This window comes from Bartonella sp. HY328, assembly GCF_025449335.1.
Classification (GTDB): domain Bacteria; phylum Pseudomonadota; class Alphaproteobacteria; order Rhizobiales; family Rhizobiaceae; genus HY038.
In genome coordinates this window covers 1,490,263-1,508,233 of record NZ_CP104883.1, presented here as the reverse complement: position 1 = coordinate 1,508,233, position 17,971 = coordinate 1,490,263, and the positions used below count along the sequence as shown (strand labels likewise).

General features: G+C 40.9%; 15 protein-coding genes and 2 tRNA genes. 8 read left to right on the top strand and 9 right to left on the bottom strand.

The window, feature by feature from the left end:
• The 5 genes from N5852_RS06420 (at nt 1) to N5852_RS06400 (ending at nt 6,699) form a co-directional block, all read left to right on the top strand.
• On the top strand, nt 1–498 hold the full coding sequence (locus N5852_RS06420; RefSeq protein WP_262099579.1) for a GNAT family N-acetyltransferase: 498 nt from the start codon (nt 1–3) through the stop codon (nt 496–498).
• Between the two features lie 92 nt (nt 499–590).
• Nucleotides 591–986: an NADH:ubiquinone oxidoreductase subunit NDUFA12 gene (locus N5852_RS06415; RefSeq protein ID WP_182417056.1), complete on the top strand. Its 396-nt coding sequence runs from the start codon at nt 591–593 to the stop codon at nt 984–986.
• A gap of 246 nt (nt 987–1,232) precedes the next feature.
• Nucleotides 1,233–1,646: a DUF2155 domain-containing protein gene (locus N5852_RS06410; protein WP_262099577.1), complete on the top strand. Its 414-nt coding sequence runs from the start codon at nt 1,233–1,235 to the stop codon at nt 1,644–1,646.
• Between the two features lie 308 nt (nt 1,647–1,954).
• On the top strand, nt 1,955–3,205 hold the full coding sequence (locus N5852_RS06405) for a metallophosphoesterase family protein (protein WP_262099576.1): 1,251 nt from the start codon (nt 1,955–1,957) through the stop codon (nt 3,203–3,205).
• Nucleotides 3,205–6,699 (top strand): AAA family ATPase, encoded by a 3,495-nt coding sequence (locus tag N5852_RS06400; protein WP_262099575.1) that lies wholly within the window; start codon nt 3,205–3,207, stop codon nt 6,697–6,699. Before N5852_RS06405 ends, N5852_RS06400 begins: the two co-directional genes overlap by 1 nt.
• Nucleotides 6,700–6,768: 69 nt before the next feature.
• On the opposite strand, the gene N5852_RS06395 is transcribed toward N5852_RS06400, so the two are convergent.
• Nucleotides 6,769–7,902, bottom strand: a complete 1,134-nt coding sequence (locus tag N5852_RS06395; RefSeq protein ID WP_262099574.1) for a site-specific DNA-methyltransferase — start codon at nt 7,900–7,902, stop codon at nt 6,769–6,771.
• Nucleotides 7,903–8,270: 368 nt separating this feature from the next.
• Here N5852_RS06395 and N5852_RS06390 point away from each other — a divergent pair, with 368 nt between their 5' ends.
• Entirely contained in the window at nt 8,271–8,960 is a 690-nt protein-coding gene (locus tag N5852_RS06390; protein ID WP_262099573.1) for an HAD family hydrolase, read from the top strand.
• Nucleotides 8,961–9,128: 168 nt separating this feature from the next.
• Here the strand turns inward: N5852_RS06390 and N5852_RS06385 are convergent.
• The 8 genes from N5852_RS06385 to N5852_RS06350 form a co-directional block, all read right to left on the bottom strand.
• Nucleotides 9,129–9,204, bottom strand: a tRNA-Lys gene (locus tag N5852_RS06385).
• A gap of 385 nt (nt 9,205–9,589) precedes the next feature.
• Nucleotides 9,590–9,679: transfer RNA gene (locus tag N5852_RS06380), tRNA-Ser, on the bottom strand.
• Between the two features lie 378 nt (nt 9,680–10,057).
• Complete coding sequence (locus N5852_RS06375; protein WP_182417062.1) at nt 10,058–10,627, bottom strand: NifU family protein; 570 nt, start codon at nt 10,625–10,627, stop codon at nt 10,058–10,060.
• Between the two features lie 173 nt (nt 10,628–10,800).
• Nucleotides 10,801–11,292: a universal stress protein gene (locus N5852_RS06370; protein WP_262099572.1), complete on the bottom strand. Its 492-nt coding sequence runs from the start codon at nt 11,290–11,292 to the stop codon at nt 10,801–10,803.
• A gap of 392 nt (nt 11,293–11,684) precedes the next feature.
• A complete protein-coding gene (gene cysN, locus N5852_RS06365; protein WP_262099571.1) occupies nt 11,685–13,331 on the bottom strand; it encodes a sulfate adenylyltransferase subunit CysN in 1,647 nt (548 codons plus the stop codon).
• Complete coding sequence (cysD, locus tag N5852_RS06360; protein WP_262099570.1) at nt 13,331–14,296, bottom strand: sulfate adenylyltransferase subunit CysD; 966 nt, start codon at nt 14,294–14,296, stop codon at nt 13,331–13,333. Before cysD ends, cysN begins: the two co-directional genes overlap by 1 nt.
• A 2-nt stretch (nt 14,297–14,298) precedes the next feature.
• On the bottom strand, nt 14,299–15,072 hold the full coding sequence (locus N5852_RS06355) for a phosphoadenylyl-sulfate reductase (protein WP_262099569.1): 774 nt from the start codon (nt 15,070–15,072) through the stop codon (nt 14,299–14,301).
• A gap of 363 nt (nt 15,073–15,435) precedes the next feature.
• Entirely contained in the window at nt 15,436–16,032 is a 597-nt protein-coding gene (locus N5852_RS06350; protein ID WP_262099568.1) for a hypothetical protein, read from the bottom strand.
• 370 nt (nt 16,033–16,402) lie between these two features.
• Between N5852_RS06350 and hfq the strand changes: the two genes are divergently transcribed.
• Entirely contained in the window at nt 16,403–16,639 is a 237-nt protein-coding gene (gene hfq, locus N5852_RS06345; RefSeq protein WP_182417023.1) for an RNA chaperone Hfq, read from the top strand.
• A gap of 233 nt (nt 16,640–16,872) precedes the next feature.
• Entirely contained in the window at nt 16,873–17,625 is a 753-nt protein-coding gene (gene lexA / locus N5852_RS06340) for a transcriptional repressor LexA (RefSeq protein WP_262099566.1), read from the top strand.
• Nucleotides 17,626–17,971 lie beyond the last annotated feature (346 nt).

Below are 17,971 nucleotides of genomic sequence, written 5' to 3'. Positions count from 1 at the left end.
ATGTGGCTTAGAACCGCTACAAAAAATGATATAGAATCAATTCGCGAACTGTTATTTGCCACTTGGCATGAACTATATGATAATCTTATCAGCAGTGAATCTGTTGATAAGATTATTGGCAAATGGCAATCTGTTGATCATTTTAAAAAGTGCCTCACCCGCCCCTCTTCTGAATTTATTGTTGCAGATGATGGTGACGAATTAAAAGGTGCGGCATATGCCTTACAAGGTGGCGTAAAAGGTTTTCCAGAAACTGTTCTTATTCAACAGCTGATGGTGCGCCCCAAATATCAAGGTCAAGGCATTGGTAAACGTCTTTTGATCGAGGTTGAAGAATCTTTTCCCAATGCACGTAAATGCCGTGTTATAATATTGGAAAAAAGTACAGACGCACAGAAATTTTATGAAAGCCAAGGCTACAAGAAAATTGGAGTTCCAACCCCCATTCAAGAGCAAAAAGATGTTTTTGAAATTGTAATGGAAAAAGAACTATTCTAATTATTTCTTGCATTTATGCCATTATAGGCTCATAAGAGACCCTACATATTCATTTTGTGCCCTTTGCTGGCATGATTGAGGAGTTTAAGGCTATGGCCGGTTTAATAAGACAAGTTTTCACTTGGTGGAATGGTACGACAATTGGCACAAGATTTTTCACCTTTCGCAAGGGTAAACGCGTTGGTGAAGATGAGTTTGGCAATGTCTATTATGAAGGTGGTTGGCACGTAGATGGCTATAAACGCCGTTGGGTAATCTATAATGGCTATTCTGAAGCGTCAACAATTCCACCCGGTTGGCATGGCTGGATGCATCACCGCGTTGACACACCGCCATCTGCAGAAAATTATGTGCCGTTTGAATGGGAAAAAGAACATTTGTCAAACCAGACTGGTTCAGCAAATGCTTATACACCTAAAGGCTCGATTGAGAATCATGGTAAGCGCCCTAAAGTTACTGGCGATTATAATGCTTGGTCACCGGAATAAGCAGCAGAAATATTATACTGGACTTTGAAATTTAGCAGAATTGATGCAGCTTTTTTCTATTTCAGTTGATATAAAACATTCCAAACATGCATAATTAATTTTATGCATGTTTATTTTTTAAAAAAAGCCAATTTAATTATGATTATTTGTAAATTTGGTTTTTTATTGCCATAGTTTGTGTTTAAAGCTCATGACTTGTATTTATAACAAATACAGCCACATAATTTAAAGTTTCGAATGGTCGCTATGATAAAATTGTTAAAGCCTTTTTCTTTCGTGAAATCTTTAAGCCTTGCTGTTTTGGCCCTAGCTGCTATTGCAAGCCCAACATTGGCTGAGCGCATTAGCAATCCCATTGCCGAATTTTCTGGCCTTGATAAAATAACTGGACGCACGACCACTTTTCATATCACCATAGGTGAGACCTACCAATTTGGCGCTTTACAAGTGACACCGCGTGCCTGCTTTACCAGCAGCGCCGACGAAGCAACTAAAACCGATGGCTTTGTTGAGGTAAATGAGGTCACTTTGGACCAAAAAATTAAACCTATTTTTAAAGGCTGGATGTTTGCTGATAGTCCTGGTCTAAATGCGGTAGAACACCCAATTTATGATGTTTGGCTTACCAATTGCAAACAAAAGCTACCTGCTGCCAATTAGTTTTTGTTTGGTGATTTTTAAACCATATGGTCATTTCACGCTTTATAACCTAATTGCTGTGATATTTTATCATTGATAGTCATGCAATAAACTTGACTTGAAATAGTGAAAGATTTCTCCATATAAAAGCGGTTGCGCGTCAATGCTTGCCTTATATTAATCGCTGTATTATTGTTTCCGTTAGAGCGTTTTTTTCGAAAAGTGTGAAGCGGTTTTCGGACAAAAACACGGTGTAAACAACCGATTAGAGCGCCGATCCGATACAATCAGATCGAAATGCGCGCTAATATAAATACGGGGATATAATCATGGCGTTTCGCTTCATTCATACGGCAGATATTCACCTTGATTCACCCTTACGCTCGCTATCCTTACGTGATGAAGAGTTGGGCAATCTTATCGGTAATGCCAGCCGCACTGTATTATCCAACATTATTAACCTTGCTATTGAAGAAAGGGTTAATGCAGTTATCATTGCTGGCGATCTTTATGATGGCAGCCAAACCTCAATGAAAACGGCACGTTTTTTAAGCATGGAGTTAAAGCGGCTTGATGACGCTAATATTGCCTGCTTCATCATTCGCGGCAATCATGATGCAGCTTCTACCATTACCCATGAATTGACCTTACCACAAAATGTAACAGTTTTTAAAACACGCGCCGGCGTTGAAACCATTAAAACCGATACGCTTAATATTGCACTTCACGGCATTAGTTTTAAAGAAAAAACGGCGCCCGATAGCCTTTTACCGCTATATAAAGCGCCACTTGCCGACCATATTAATATTGGCCTCATGCATACAAGCCTTGATGGCCAAAGTGGCCATGACCCCTATGCGCCTTGCAGTGTTAAAGATTTGCAAAATTGCGATTTTAACTATTGGGCTTTGGGGCATATCCATAAAAGACAAGTCATTGAAGATAAAACGACAAAGACCACAATTGTTATGCCGGGTATTCCGCAAGGACGAGATATTAATGAAAATGGCTATAAATCAGTAACTTTAGTCACGGTGGCAGATGATGGCAGCATAAGCTTAGATGAAAAACCTATAAGCCTAGCGCAGTTTGACCCTATTGCTGTTGATGTAAGCGGCATTGAAAACTTTAATACTGTTGTTCCAAAAATCGAACACGCTATGCTGCTTGCCAAGGAAAAAGCACTCTCGCAGCATTTGGTTGCCCGCATTGAATTAATTGGTGCAACGCCTTTAAACTGGCGGTTAATCAATGACAGCCAATTGTTAGAGGAAGCCAAACTCATTGGTGAGAAAATTGGCAATATGTGGATTGATAAGCTTTTGGTGCGCACCACGCCCGCAATTGCGCAAAACAGCACCGCTGACCCAACAAGTGAACTTGCATTAATTATGGCAGATATTGCAAAAAACCGCAGCGATATACGCAAATTCATCAAAGAAACGGCCACTTCACTACGCAATGATCCCCAACTAGGCCTCAATAGCCTTATGGGCGATGATGAGGAAAGCTTTGATAGCTTCATTGACCAGCTTATTAATGAGGGGAGCCGTGATATTATTGCACGGTTAAAAGCATAATGAGAATTAAGCAGCTCCACCTTACCCGTTATGGCAAATTTACCGATTTCACCTTGGATTTTGGCGAAAAACAAGCAGGAATCAGTGATTTTCATATTATTTACGGCTTAAACGAGGCTGGCAAATCAACCACTTTTACCGCTTGGCTTGATTTTTTATTCGGCATGGGAAAAGAAAATTCCTATAGTTTTTTACACAAATATCCCACAATGAAAATCGGTGCGAAGCTCGAAACAAGCGACCAAATATTAGATTTGCAACGCATAAAAGCCAATAAAAACTCCTTAATTGATGGTGCGGCCAACCCATTTAGTGAAATAGCCTTACTAAGCAATATGGCTGGTCTTAACCGCGATAGCTATCAAGCCATGTTTTCCCTTGATGATGACAGCCTTGAGAAAGGCGGCAATGATATATTAAACAGCAAAGGCGACCTTGGCGAAATTTTATTTTCCGCCACTGCTGGCCTTGATGGTGTAAGCCAAAAACTTGCAGAAATAGAAAAAGCTGCCGATGCCATTTATCGAAGCCGCGCGTCATCAACCGCAATCCAGCAAAAAAAGAAGCGCTTAATCGAGCTAAAGCAAGAAAGTGCCGAAATTGACGTTGCGGCATCTGCCTATAAAAGATTGGTTAAAGAAAAGCGCGAGGCAGAAGAAGATTATAACCAAAAAAGTCAAACACTACTTAGCAAAACAAATGAAATAGACCGTTTAAACCAGCAAATTGAATTGCGCAAAAAATTAAAAAACTACACTGAAATAGTGCAAAGCCTTGAGCATTTTGCTGGTTTTCCAGTGCCGCCAAATGATTTACTTAACCTTTGGCGCAGTGAAATGGCGCAGCTTTGGCAAAATGATAGTGCTTTTAAGCAAAGGAAAGACTATTTAACCGCGCAAATTGCGAGTTTAAAGGAAAAACTTCAGCAAAGTAATTTTGAACCAAAGCTTATTAAGCTTGGCGACACCATAAAACTGCTGGCAGATGAACCAAAATCGCGCTTTATCACCGCAAAAAATGACATTGCAAAACGCCAAGATGAGCTTATGCAAAAGAAAGCGGAACTTTCTTCACTTATAAAGCAACTTAATCAACCAGAACGCTCGATAGATGAGCTTTTGATTAATAAATTACGCCTTGCGCCTTTAAAAGATTTGTTACACAAAAAGCCTTTAATCGATAGTCAGATTGCCTCCACACAAGGGGAATTACAACTGGCTGAAAAAACCTTGCAAGAGCTTGAAACAGGTTTTGACACCCCATCACTTGCCTTTGATGAAGATAAAGTACTTTTGCTAGAAGCAAAGCTAACTGAGTTAACCGACAAAGGCATGCTTGTTGAGAGCCAAAATCTTGCCAGCAATCTCACACGCTTGCAAAATGAACAACAGCAAGCTTTTGCTGCGCTTGCGCCATTTAGCGGCACAATAAGTGATCTTAATGGGCTAATTATTGCTGACAAAGATTATTGGAACGAGCAATATCACCAGTTTCAGCGATTAAACCAACAATTGGATGATTTTGCTTTAGAAAAACGGCAAATTGCTGATAAGCTTGCCAATATTGAAACACGGATTGAAACCCTTAAAAAGCAAAGCAATCTGGTTGACAGCGAAACCTTAAAAACATTGGCGCAGCAAAAGCTGCTTGCTTGGCAAAACCATTATAATAAACTTGACCATGAAAGCGCCAATCAATTTTCTCTTGCTATGGGCGATTATGATGATGCGTTACAAGGCCGCCTCGCCCATTTTGAGCGCATTGCCCAGTTAGAGCAAGCGCAAATAGAGTGGAATGAGGAACAAAAAAAGCAAATTAACCTTGAAGACAGCATGCAGCATAAAGAGCAAGAGCGCATCAAGATTGATGAATTTGTAACTGAGACTTTGCAAAAAATTGGTATTGAACAAGCAATGCCAAGCCTTGCTGCAATGAAATTTTTGCAAGATTGGCTGATAAAACGCCAAAATTATCAAACAATAAGCAATGAAATCATCACGATGCAGGCGCGTTTTGCTGCGGTGCAAGCAGATATTGCTAAAATCCAAGCCGATATTTGCCAAAATGTGCCAAATGCCAATGACACTATGGATATTAAAGCACTTATGGTGCTTGGCAAAAAATTCATCGAAAGCCAAACCGAACAAAAGCATAAAAAAAGCGAGAGCGAACGTGCTTTTAAAAAAGCCAATCACGATATTGCAGAAAGACGTAAAGCAAGCGAGCAAGTCCTGCAAAAGGCCGCGCAATGGCAAAATGAGTGGAATGAGGCATTAAACGGCCTTTGGCTTGCAGAAATATCCCCTATTGAAACTATTGAGCATTATATCAATAAGTTAGAACTTTTACCCGATTTAAAGCAGCAATGCGATAATCTTCAGCACCGCATAACCGCAATGGAAAAGGATATGGCAAGTTTTCATAATGAAGTCTTGTCGCTTTATCGCATTGCCAAACCAGATTTTGATCAAAGTGATTTTAACGATCCGCTTATTGCTTTTAGTGATTTACAAACAAATGTTCTTGATGCAATCCAAAAAGCCGATCAAAATCAAAAAAACTATAAAGAGTTGCAGGAAGTTGAAAAACAATATCAAACCATCATTCATGACCTTGCGGCGCATCATCAAATAATTAAGCAACGGTTTGACCATTTTGCCAATTCTGATTTTGCCGTTGATGATTTAAATGATCTGGCACAAAAGCTGGAATTGGCTAAAGACATTACCGATAAAAGACAAGAGCTAGCCAAATGCGAGCATGAAATAAAAAGCGACTATAATTGCGATGATATTCATGCGGCCCTTGAAAATATAGATTTAGATGGGGGCCCAAGTGATATTATTGCGCTTGGTGAGTTAAAGCTTGCAATGCAACCATTAAGCGCTGAAAAAGAACAAGCCTTTGCTTTATTTGATGAAAAACGCAAACAACTTGATGCCATTGGCGGTGATGATAAAGTGGCAAGGATTGAAAGTGAAAGGCAAACCATAAGGCTAGAAATAGAAGAACTGGCCTTCCAATATTTAAAGCTCAAAACAGGCGAAAGATTAGCACAAGAAGCCTTAGTACACTATCGTGATCGCCATCGTAGCTCAATGCTAAAGCGAGCTTCGCAAGCCTTTCATGAAATAACTTCGGGTCATTATAGCGGTTTAACCACACAGCTAAAAGGCAGCCAAGAAACACTTATCGCCATCGACAAGGACGGTAAATCTAAACTATCATCAGACCTTTCCAAAGGCACTCGCTTCCAGCTTTATCTTGCCTTGCGCTTTGCTGGCTATCAAGAATTTGCACAAAACCATGAGCCAATCCCCTTTATCGCTGATGACATTATGGAAACCTTTGACGAACCGCGTGCAAGTGAAGCCTTGCGGCTGATGGGCATAATGGCAAAAAGCGGTCAAGTCATTTACTTAACCCATCATCGCCATATATGTGATTTAGCCCTTGCTGCAGTTGATAATGTAACCATTCATAATTTAGCATAATGCCTTAAAAACAAAAAACTGATTGCCTTTTAAAAGCAATCAGTTTCACATCTTTAAAATTAACAAGAATTAAGCGCCAGCGGCTGCAAGATCACGGCGAATTTGTGAGCGCAATTCATCAATGAGTTTTAGCTTGCCATCTTCTTCAAAATGCCAAAAAGTCCAACCATTACAGCTTTCACTATTTTGCGCCTTACGCCCCATCATATGGATTGAACCAGCATCACCCTTACAAGCAACTGTACCATCGGCACGAATGATTGCCGCATTTTTACGCTTTTTATCATAAAGCACCATGCCTGGCTTTAATAGGCCTGCTTCAATAAGGCTGTTAAAGGCGATACGCGGCTCGGCACGCTTGCCTTTCATTAGTTCTAGTTCCACCTTACCCAAAGGCTCTACTGCATCAATACGCGCTGTTGCAGCATCAATATAATCTTGTTCACGCTCAATACCAACAAAATTACGTCCTAAACGCTTGGCAACCGCGCCAGTTGTGCCAGATCCAAAAAATGGATCAAGAATAACATCACCCGGCTTGGTAGACGAAAGCAAAACACGAGCAAGTAAAGCTTCTGGCTTTTGGGTTGGGTGAACCTTATGGCCACTATCATCCTTCAAACGCTCACTGCCGGTGCAAATAGGAAATAACCAATCAGAGCGCATTTGCACATCTTCATTGGCGGCTTTCAAAGCATCATAATTAAACGTATAGCTTTTGGCATTTTTATCGCGCGATGCCCAAATCATAGTTTCATGGGCATTTTGGAACCTACGACCACGGAAATTAGGCATAGGGTTGGTTTTGCGCCAAATAATGTCGTTAAGCAACCAAAAGCCCATATCTTGCATAATGGCGCCAACACGGAAAATATTGTGGTATGAACCAATAACCCAAACCGTCCCGGTTGGTTTTAACACACGCCGGCAAGCCAGCAACCATGCACGGGTGAAAGCGTCATAGGCTTCAAAACTCTCAAACTGGTCCCAATCATTGTCAACAGCATCAACCAATGATTGGTCGGGGCGGTGTAACGCACCTTCAAGCTGCAAATTATAAGGAGGATCAGCAAAAATAACGTCAACAGAATGGGTTGGCAATTTTTCCAATGCCGAAATGCAGTCTCCTTTTATGATTGTATTGCACCACTCTAATTCCGTGGCTTCTTTTGGCAATGCATTCACAACACTCAATTTTTGCATGGGATACTCAACTAACAATTTGGACACCGTTACTAATGAACCCCATAATCACCCAACATGGTAAACATGACGTTAAGCATGGCAAATAAAATTCTTGTTGAAAGCATTTTTTCGCCTTTTTTAAACTTTCTTATCCATTAGCGAGTCGCAAACTATTGAGCAAAGCCTAACCAGCCATTTAAAAACTTCGCCTCATCACTGTCTTGGCTAAGGCACAATTTAGATATTCGGGTTAAGTCCATTTAAGAATAGATTTTGGATGGAAATTTATTTTATCGACAATATTTTTTGCAATATAAGCCAGTTACCCTTATCTATAGAAGCATGATTATAAATTTTACCAATAGTGCTAGATTTAAGGAATAACAATGACTGCGATAAAACTGGTAATCTTCGATTGCGATGGTGTTCTGGTTGATTCAGAATATTTATCGTCGAAAGTTAAAGCCGAATTATTAACCGATGCTGGCTTTGCCACAACCGGTGAAGAATTATCCGAACGATATAATGGCATGACCTTTGAAGACACTTTAATAGCAATTGAAAAGCAAATTGATATTCCACTATCGGCCAATTTGCTCGATAAAGCCCATAGTGAATTTGTCCGTCGGATAGATAGTGAATTGCTTGCCATTGATGGCGTTCGTGATTTGGTCAACTCGCTTGATCTGCCCTATTGCATTTGCTCAAACTCTATCAGTGAAAATATCAAAAAAATGCTTCAGGCGACCGTTCTTTATGACCTGTTTGAAGGCAAGATTTTCTCGGCGCCAGAAACTGGATCAAAAAAACCAAAACCTGCCCCCGATGTTTTTCTTTCTGCGGCAAAATCTTTTAATATTGCGCCAGAAAATACCGTTGTTATTGAAGATTCAGTTCCTGGCGCAACGGCTGCTGTTGCCGCTGGCATGCGCGTTATTGGCTTTACCGGCGGCACCCATGTCTATCCCGGCCTAGCAGACGCTTTAACCGAAGTCGGTGCAGCAACGGTTGTAAATCGCCATAAGGATATTAAAGCTGTCATTACCGCAATGGAAAGTTGGCAAGACGTTCTTTAACCAAGCCATTTAAGCTTAAGACTTGGGTCGCTATCCATACAAATAGCGCCCCATTTTGTATCTGCCAAAAACCGTTAGATTGAGTGCCATTAAAACGCAAAACAAGCCAAGCAAATTGAATGAAAATTCAACAAAAATATATGAGATGAATGATTAAGGAAAATTATATGGTGAGCGCGCAGGGATTCGAACCCTGGACCTACTGATTAAAAGTCAGTTGCTCTACCGGCTGAGCTACGCGCTCCCTTACAGAAAGTTTCTGCGAGAAGTGGGCGGAACATACGTTCGAGAACCGCTAACGTCAACAGTTTTTATCCAAAAAACACAATTTTCTTTTATTCTACATCTAACAGACTGTTTTTAAAGAAAAAAATAAATACACAAAACTTATATTAGATACAATAAATAGACAAACCGTCATACCGCAGAGCCAATTTTTAAGAATCATGGCCTTTTTGCTGATACCATTAAACCATTATCAAGCGAGGTCAGATCAACTTGGCAATGTATGAGTGAAATAGATTTGGTGGCGCCCCGCCCAACGACTAAAGCAAAGCCATAATCTAATAATTTTATTTTTTTTGTGATGATTTGTAAAAAGACATAAATCAAACATTAAAATGTCTAAATGGCGGAGGGGGTGGGATTCGAACCCACGGTACAGTCTCCTGCACGCCGGTTTTCAAGACCGGTGCCTTAAACCGCTCGGCCACCCCTCCTTGTTAGGTGAACACCTCTTTATAGAAGTATTCTGAAACGTCAACATTAAAATGTTATTTTTTTTAAAAAAAAGACATAGATAAAAGAGAAAACTGTAAGACCTTTAAATAAAATAAATAATATCAATTAGTTAGCAAAAATTAAAAAATTCATCAAAAAAAAACACTCATGAATAAATTTTCATTATCATTGCTAAGTCTGCACTAATTCATAACAGTTTTATAAAAAAAGCCCAAGTGATTCCACTTGGGCCTTTCTTAAATAGAACTGCATAGCCACTTTGATTTGGCGATTGCAAACCATATAGATAACTAAAAATGCTGCGATTATTCCATTAACAGCAAGTTATCAGCAAATGTCGAAAACGCGCATATTACCTATTGCGGCATTGCCTCAACACCAACAACATCAGGCACAAAATGACGTAATAGGTTTTCAATGCCATGTTTAAGCGTTGCAGTAGATGATGGGCAACCAGAGCATGCGCCACGCATATTCAAATAAACAACACCGTGCTCGAAGCCACGAAACGTAATGTCGCCACCATCTTGAGCCACCGCAGGACGGACACGAGTTTCAAGTAATTCCTTGATCGTATCAACAATTTCCTGATCTTGGGGGGCAAAAAATTCTTCCTCGTCATGATTAAGCTGATTTGCACTTATCGCCATTATCGGCAAATCAGCCATCATATGCTCCATAATTGTGCCAAGAATAGCAGGCTTTAAATGCGCCCATTCGCCATCAGCCTTAGTCACAGTTATAAAGTCAAAGCCAAAAAACACCCCTGAAACACTTGGTATTGCAAATAATTTAGCTGCAAGCGGCGAGCGCGCGGAGGCTGTTTCGGCATCGCGGAAATCTTCAACGCCATCTTGAAGAACAATTTTACCGGGCAAAAACTTTAGCGTTGCCGGATTAGGAGTAGTTTCTGTTTGAATAAACATAGTGCATAACCTTATTCTATTGCTGCTATTAATAAGCTGCCATCACCAATAATTGTCTTAAAGACAATTTCCGTTAACTAAAAACTTAACCAGCGCGACAAAAAAATTCTAAAAAAGAAATAATACTAAAAGCAGCCTAATTTTTAATATTCTTTAGGCGTTTATATAGGAATTTATGTCACAGCATCAATATCAGCATCGCTTAGATTTGCCGGAATAATGGTAACAGGAATTGCAAATGACGAATTGCGCCCTGCAACCGCCTCCACCAATGGCCCCGGCCCTTCTGCATTAGCGCCAGCTGCAAGAATCAAAACCGCAATATCCTGATCATCTTCAATGAGGCTTGCTATTTCTAAGGCAGCTTTGCCTTCGCGAACAATTTGTTCAGCTTCAATGCCCAAACCTTCACGCACCTCGGCAGCAATTTGAGACAAGGTGGTTTTTGCCCGTTCTTCCGCCTCTGCCCGCATTACATCACCAACGCCAAGGAAATGCTGAAATTCTGAACTATCAATCACAAACAGCAAAACAAGGGCGCCATTTGTATTCTTTACTCGCCGAGAGGCATAGGCAACAGCTCTTTTACATTCCGGCGTCTCATCAATAACCACCAAAAACTTGCGGCGATGCCCATCTTCATGACTTAATCTTCTAGATACCATATAATTCGCCTGCCATTTCGCTTTGGCCACCGTTTTACGCAAATATCAATTATAACGGTCGCCAATTTATTCATTATGATCCAATAGGAAAACACCCAAAACCATAAAATACAAACTCATAATAATTGTATTTTATCCTACGGCAAAAAAAAGGGAAACCAATAATAGATCGATCAATGATTATTAATAGTTTATCACAGGTCAAGATGCAAATAGCCGATAGGATTACTCTATCGGCATAAAATATAATTATCAATGCTTGGCTGGTGAACATTTTGCTAGGTGTTATTTTAAGCAAACAACACCTAGCAAAAATTATCTTATTAAAACCAAAAAGGGAGCTTTGCCCCTTTTTTTTCAACTGTTAAAAAGCAGTTAAGGATCTGCCTGATTTAAATGCCAGCACCTTCTTCAAAGTCATTTTGCCCTGTTTTAGTATGGTCATCAATAACCAGTCGTAAAAATGGGCGAAATAGAAAATCAACCACAAAAATTGCGCAAGCGGCCAATGCTGGTGCACCAAAAGCCAATGGAATAGCAGCAAGTACCAGCGAGGCAATGGCACGCAGCAAAATAATTGCAGGTGCTTTACTGAGCGGCGCATTTAGCCAAATTTGTGCCAGATGATATAAGGTAGGTGTATCTGTCGCCTTTTCAGTTTCATCATTTGAAAACTTATAATCAAAGCAATTGCGCACAACGCCAAGGGCGACAGTTTCATTGCTTATCGCATCTATCAAAATGAAAGATCCAAGCCCCCTATTATCATTATAAGGCGTTGCCACCACTGGCTTTTCAACCGTGATATAAATATGACCAATCTCATTCATTTGCAGCGATTGACTAGGGCTACCCTTATAGCTGTGAATATCAAATTTTTGCTCGATTGTGTCCGTGGTTGCAGGTGTCACATTACTAGCAAGTTTTAAAATCAACCGCCGACCATTTTCCAATGGTGTTTCACTCATCCATAGGATTTCACCCTTAAGCGTTTTAGATGGGCGGATGGGATCATCTTGGCGCACCAAAACATCACCGCGCGAACTGTCAATCTCATCTTCAAGCGTAACAGTTATTGCATCGCCATTTATGGCTTGGGTTACATAGCCTGATGGGGCAATAATTTCCTTAATGCGGCTTGTACGACCACTTGGCAGGGACTTTACCTCATCACCGACATTTAAAACACCGCTGCTCAACGTGCCGCAAAACCCACGAAAATCAAGATTGGGACGATTAACCCATTGAATGGGCAAACGCGGTGGCTCATCAAAATTAATACTTGATGTCAATGGCGTGATATCTTCCAAATAATCAAGCAGCGTTGGCCCTTGATACCAGCTGAGCTTATCATCTTTTTGGGTGACATTAACGCCAAGTTTGGCACTCATTGGAATGAAGATAATATCTTGAAAATTCAAACTTGGCAGCAATGCCCGATAGTCTTTTTCTATGCGTTGAAATGTTTCTTCGTCATAATCAACGAGATCCATTTTATTAACCGCAACAATAACCGAGCGGATACCGACCATTGAGGTTATAAAGGAATGGCGTTTGGTTTGTGGCAAAATGCCTTTTCGCGCATCCACCAAAATAATAGCAAGATCAGCACTTGATGCGCCCGTTGCCATGTTACGGGTATATTCTTCATGGCCTGGTGTATCAGCAATGATGAAGGAACGCTTGGGCGTTGAAAAATAGCGATAAGCCACATCAATAGTAATGCCCTGCTCGCGCTCGGCAGCAAGACCATCAACCAAAAGTGCAAAATCTAATACATCGTCCTTATTGCCAAATTTGCGCGAATCTTGCTCCAATGTTTCAAGCTGGTCATCAAAAATAGCGCCAATGTCGTGTAAAATCCGGCCAATCAAGGTGGACTTCCCATCATCGACCGAACCACAGGTAATAAAGCGCAATAGCGAGCGTTGTTGCGGCATTTGTACTGGCAAAGAAACATCAAGCGATGACTTTAAAACCTCATCAGATGGTGAAACTTCATCAGAAGGTGAATGATCTATTTTCAAAGCAGCCGACATCAAAAATACCCCTCTTGCTTTTTTTGTTCCATGGAAGCATTGCCATCCTTATCAATCGCGCGGCCTTGCCGTTCTGATGTGCGAGATAGGCGCATTTCTTCGCGGATATCATCTAGATTTGCAGCAGTTGATTGTATGGCACCCGTTAATGGATAGCAGCCAAGAGTGCGAAAGCGCACTGATAATTGCTCAATCTTTTCACCATCGCGTAAAACCATGCGATCATCATCACGCATGATAAGCATGCCATCACGCTGCACAATAGGGCGAGGTTTGGCAAAATAAAGCGGCACAACCGGTATATTTTCCAAAGCAATATAATCCCAAATATCTTTTTCAGTCCAATTGGATAATGGAAACACTCGAAAACTTTCACCACTATTTTTGCGCGTATTAAATAATGACCAAGGCTCTGGCCGTTGTTTTTTAGGATCCCAGCGGTGTTCGCTTGAGCGCAGCGAGAAAACCCGTTCCTTTGCTCTGCTCTTTTCCTCATCTCGCCTTGCACCACCAAAGGCGGCATCAAATTTATACTTGTCCAATGCCTGCTTTAAGCCTGCTGTTTTCATTACATCGGTATGGATGCGCGAACCTGAATCAAAAGGGTTAATTCCTGCCTTGATGCCTTCTTCATTTTTATGAACGATAAGGTTTAAACCAAGACGCTTTACCGTTTCATCGCGAAACTCGATCATCTCACGAAATTTCCACCCCGTATCCACATGCAGCAATGGAAATGGCGGAATACCGGGGTAAAAGGCTTTCATGGCAAGATGAAGCATAACCGCAGAGTCCTTACCAATGGAATAGAGCATTACCGGATTATCAGCCGTTGCCGCAACTTCACGAATGATAAAAATAGCTTCCGATTCAAGGCGTTGCAAATGGCTTTGAGAAGCATGATTTTTACTTGAGTTTAGGTGTTTATTTGGGTTTTGCGGTTGGCCGCTTTGTTCTAAATACATTGTCAAACTTTCTCAAAAGCTGCTTGGGCTTGATTGGTGGTTTTTGCGGACAAGGAATGGCTATTTTGCACATGTAAGCCACATTCGCGGGCAGTTTCAGTTTCCCACCACCAACGGCCAGCACGCTCCTCCTCGCCAGCGCGTATGGCGCGGGTACATGGCGCGCAGCCAATAGATAAAAAGCCTTCCTGGTGTAGGCTATTAATCGGAATGTCATTTTGCTTCGCAATCAATACAAGATCGTTGCGGCTCATATCATAAAGCGGATTTGCTTTAATAAGATTGTAACCACTATCAAACGATACAAATGCCAAATCATGACGTGCTGCAGATTGATCACCACGCAAACCGGTTACCCAAAGCTGTTGCCCGATTAATGCGCGGCCTAAAGGCTCGATTTTTCGGGTAAAGCAGCACTGTTTGCGCATATCAGGCGAAAAATAAAAACCGTTAATGCCTTGATCATCAATCAATGCTTCTAGCCCCTCACTTTGGGGGTATTTTGCTTTAATTCTAATGCCGTATTTTTCTTCTGTTTCCTGCCAAAGACTATAGGTTTGCGGAAACAAGCGCCCCGTATCTAAGGTAACAATTTTTATAGCAAGACGGTTTTGCGCGATAAAATGAGTAAGAACTTGATCCTCAAGGCCAAAACTGGTGGTAAAAACACAGCCCTTAGGAAAAGATGTGGCAACGGCTTCAAGGCGCTCAAGAACAGTTAAGCGCGCGAATTTGCTATTAAGTTCACCTGCAATATTGGTTAAATAATCCGTCATGTCCAACCCCGCAATCAAAATAGCAAAATGCACTTGTTAGCCGATTACAGGAATTTAAACTTATTCTAGTTATTTTGCGCCGATAGGGTTTTTAAAATATGCCACACAACCGAAACAAATTTTTACATTCATTGCATTTGAGATAAATTTTATCTGCATGCAGCAATAGGGATAAATTTTGGCTCAGTTGGCAAAAAACTATGGCAGTTGATTAATGCAATAACAGGTTTTATACCCAATATTTACCAGTAACAAATAATAAAAGGCTGGAAATAGACTATTAGAATTGGCAAAACCATTTCCAATTTTTGTCTATTTCCAGCCTTAATTGACTTTTAAACTAACTTTATTTCATCACCACTCTTAATAGAGCGATGGACGATCATAATAGCCCCTATCATCATCACGGTAAACTGGCCGTTGGTCTTGTGGCCTTGGCCGTGGTGGGTTATAATTTGGTCGGTTATATTGCGGCCGTGCATTTGGATTATAAATTGGCCTATCGTAATCTTGACCATTTGGTCCTTGATAATTTGGTCTTGTGTCTAAGGGATAGCCATGGCTATCTTGCGGCGGCATAGGACGCGGAGGATGCGGTCTATCATATTGCGGTCTATCATATTGTGGGCGGTCATATTGTGGCGGCATTGGGCGCTGCGGATAGGCATTGTCATATTGCGGCGCAACGGGACCTGGCACAACAATTGGCCTATCATTTTGCGGTGGCATCGGGCGCTGCGGACGATTACCACTTGGTGGTGGTGCAGGCTGCACAGGACGCTCCGGATATTGATTTTGTGCTGGCGGTGGTGGCGGTGCGGGTTGTGTTGGTTGCGCTGGTGGCAATGGCGCAGCAGCTGCTGGCGGATTGGTATAAATTGTCATTTTTGCATAACCAACCGATGGCGCTATCAACGCCGTTCCAAGCAATGTCAAAAAAAGTGCCGAAATCTTATTCATAAAAGTAACCTCGTATCATTGCCTTAAAGATAGCCCATTATTCTGAACTGTTGCTGAACAGCTTGCCGCAACAATTTTTACATAGTAATGAACAAAGCGCAAAACTAAGGCGAGTATAGGCCCTATCAATTCAATAATTATTAATGGGCGTTTAAACCAATTGAACATAAATAACGCCAACCGCTCCAACGGCCGATCTTTGCTCGAAACCAAAAGCGTTAGCGGCGAAAATCCTACAATTACAAGCCAAAAAACAAAATATTTTGTAATATATTGTAATAATTTTGAATTTAACTTGACAGCCCTTGCTGTTAGCATGCTATGAAATAAAAATAATTAGTTATGCGGTTCGCAATAAAAGGTAAAAACAATGGCAGAACGGGCGCAACATCTTCAAGATTTATTTTTGAATGCCGTAAGAAAGCAAAAAATTTCATTGACAATTTTCTTGGTAAATGGCGTCAAGCTTACCGGTATTGTCACCTCTTTTGATAATTTCTGCGTCTTATTGCGTAGAGATGGTCATTCGCAATTGGTTTATAAGCATGCTATTTCAACAATCATGCCAAGCCAGCCAGTGCAAATGTTTGAAAATGAAGAAGATTAATTCTTCAACATGCAATATTTTTGATAAAATGCCGGCTAACACAGCCGGCATTTTTGTTTAAAAACATCAAATCCAATAAGCCAATAAAAACAGTACTTAAACAAATTATAAAAATGCAATACCACTTCAAAATTGCAATTTAATTTAAATTATTTGCCCCTATTGCAGAACAATAGTGGAACATATATGATATGTTCACTATTTGTGCCAATGATTCGACTTATGGGGTTTTTATGTTAACGCGCAAACAACGTGAATTGCTGATGTTCATCCATGAAAAACTGGAAGAAACAGGAATACCGCCATCATTTGATGAAATGAAAGATGCGCTTGAACTAGCATCTAAGTCGGGCATTCATCGGCTTATCACCGCATTGGAAGAGCGTGGTTTTATTCGCCGTCTACCAAACCGCGCCCGCGCAATGGAAATTATTAAACTTCCCGATATGCCCCACCGCCCCTCTTATAATTATGGCAGCATGGCGGATAATAGCAATTTGGCTTCGCCAAATTCGCTTGCCAAATCGAAATTTCCAGTCGCTGGTAATGGCACAGTCACTGGCAATGGCACAATTTCGGCTAATCGCCTTGTCGCTGCTAATAGTAATGTTGACATTCCTGTTATGGGACGAATTGCAGCTGGCGTACCCATATCGGCAATTCAGCACCAAACAAGCAGCATTACTATGCCAATTGATATGATTGGCAAGGGCGAACATTATGCCCTTGAGGTTAAGGGCGATTCGATGATTGAAGCTGGTATTCATGATGGCGATACGGTGATTATCCGTAAGGCTGACGTGGCACTAACTGGCGAAATTGTGGTTGCCTTGGTTGATGATGAAGAAGCAACCTTGAAGCGCTATAAGCCAAAGGGAAATCTTATTGAGCTGGAGGCGGCAAACCCCGCTTATGAAAGCCGCATTCTACCAGCCAATCGCGTTAATATTCAAGGAAAGTTGGTAGGATTATTCCGCAGTTATTAGGCTTGGCGCTATTGATGTCGATGATAAGCTATATTTAAAAATTACAAAGGTAATGTGGGAATATTCTTGTCATGGGAAAATAATTTTTAAGGTATTGGCCTTAGTTTTTTATAATCGCATCAAATAGCAATCATTCCTTTTTCGCAAGTTTTTTAAGGAGAATAAACTCTTTGCCAATCCATTCCCTTGGCAAAGATTGAGATTGAGATTGAGATAGCAACACATTTTCTTTTTAGGTTGCCAATGTTCATTGAAACAATAAGGCGAGACTAGTTGACAATTATCAACTAAAAGCCCCTCCCCTTTAAGCTAGCAAATGACCGCCTCCTCAGCCTTAATACTTTAT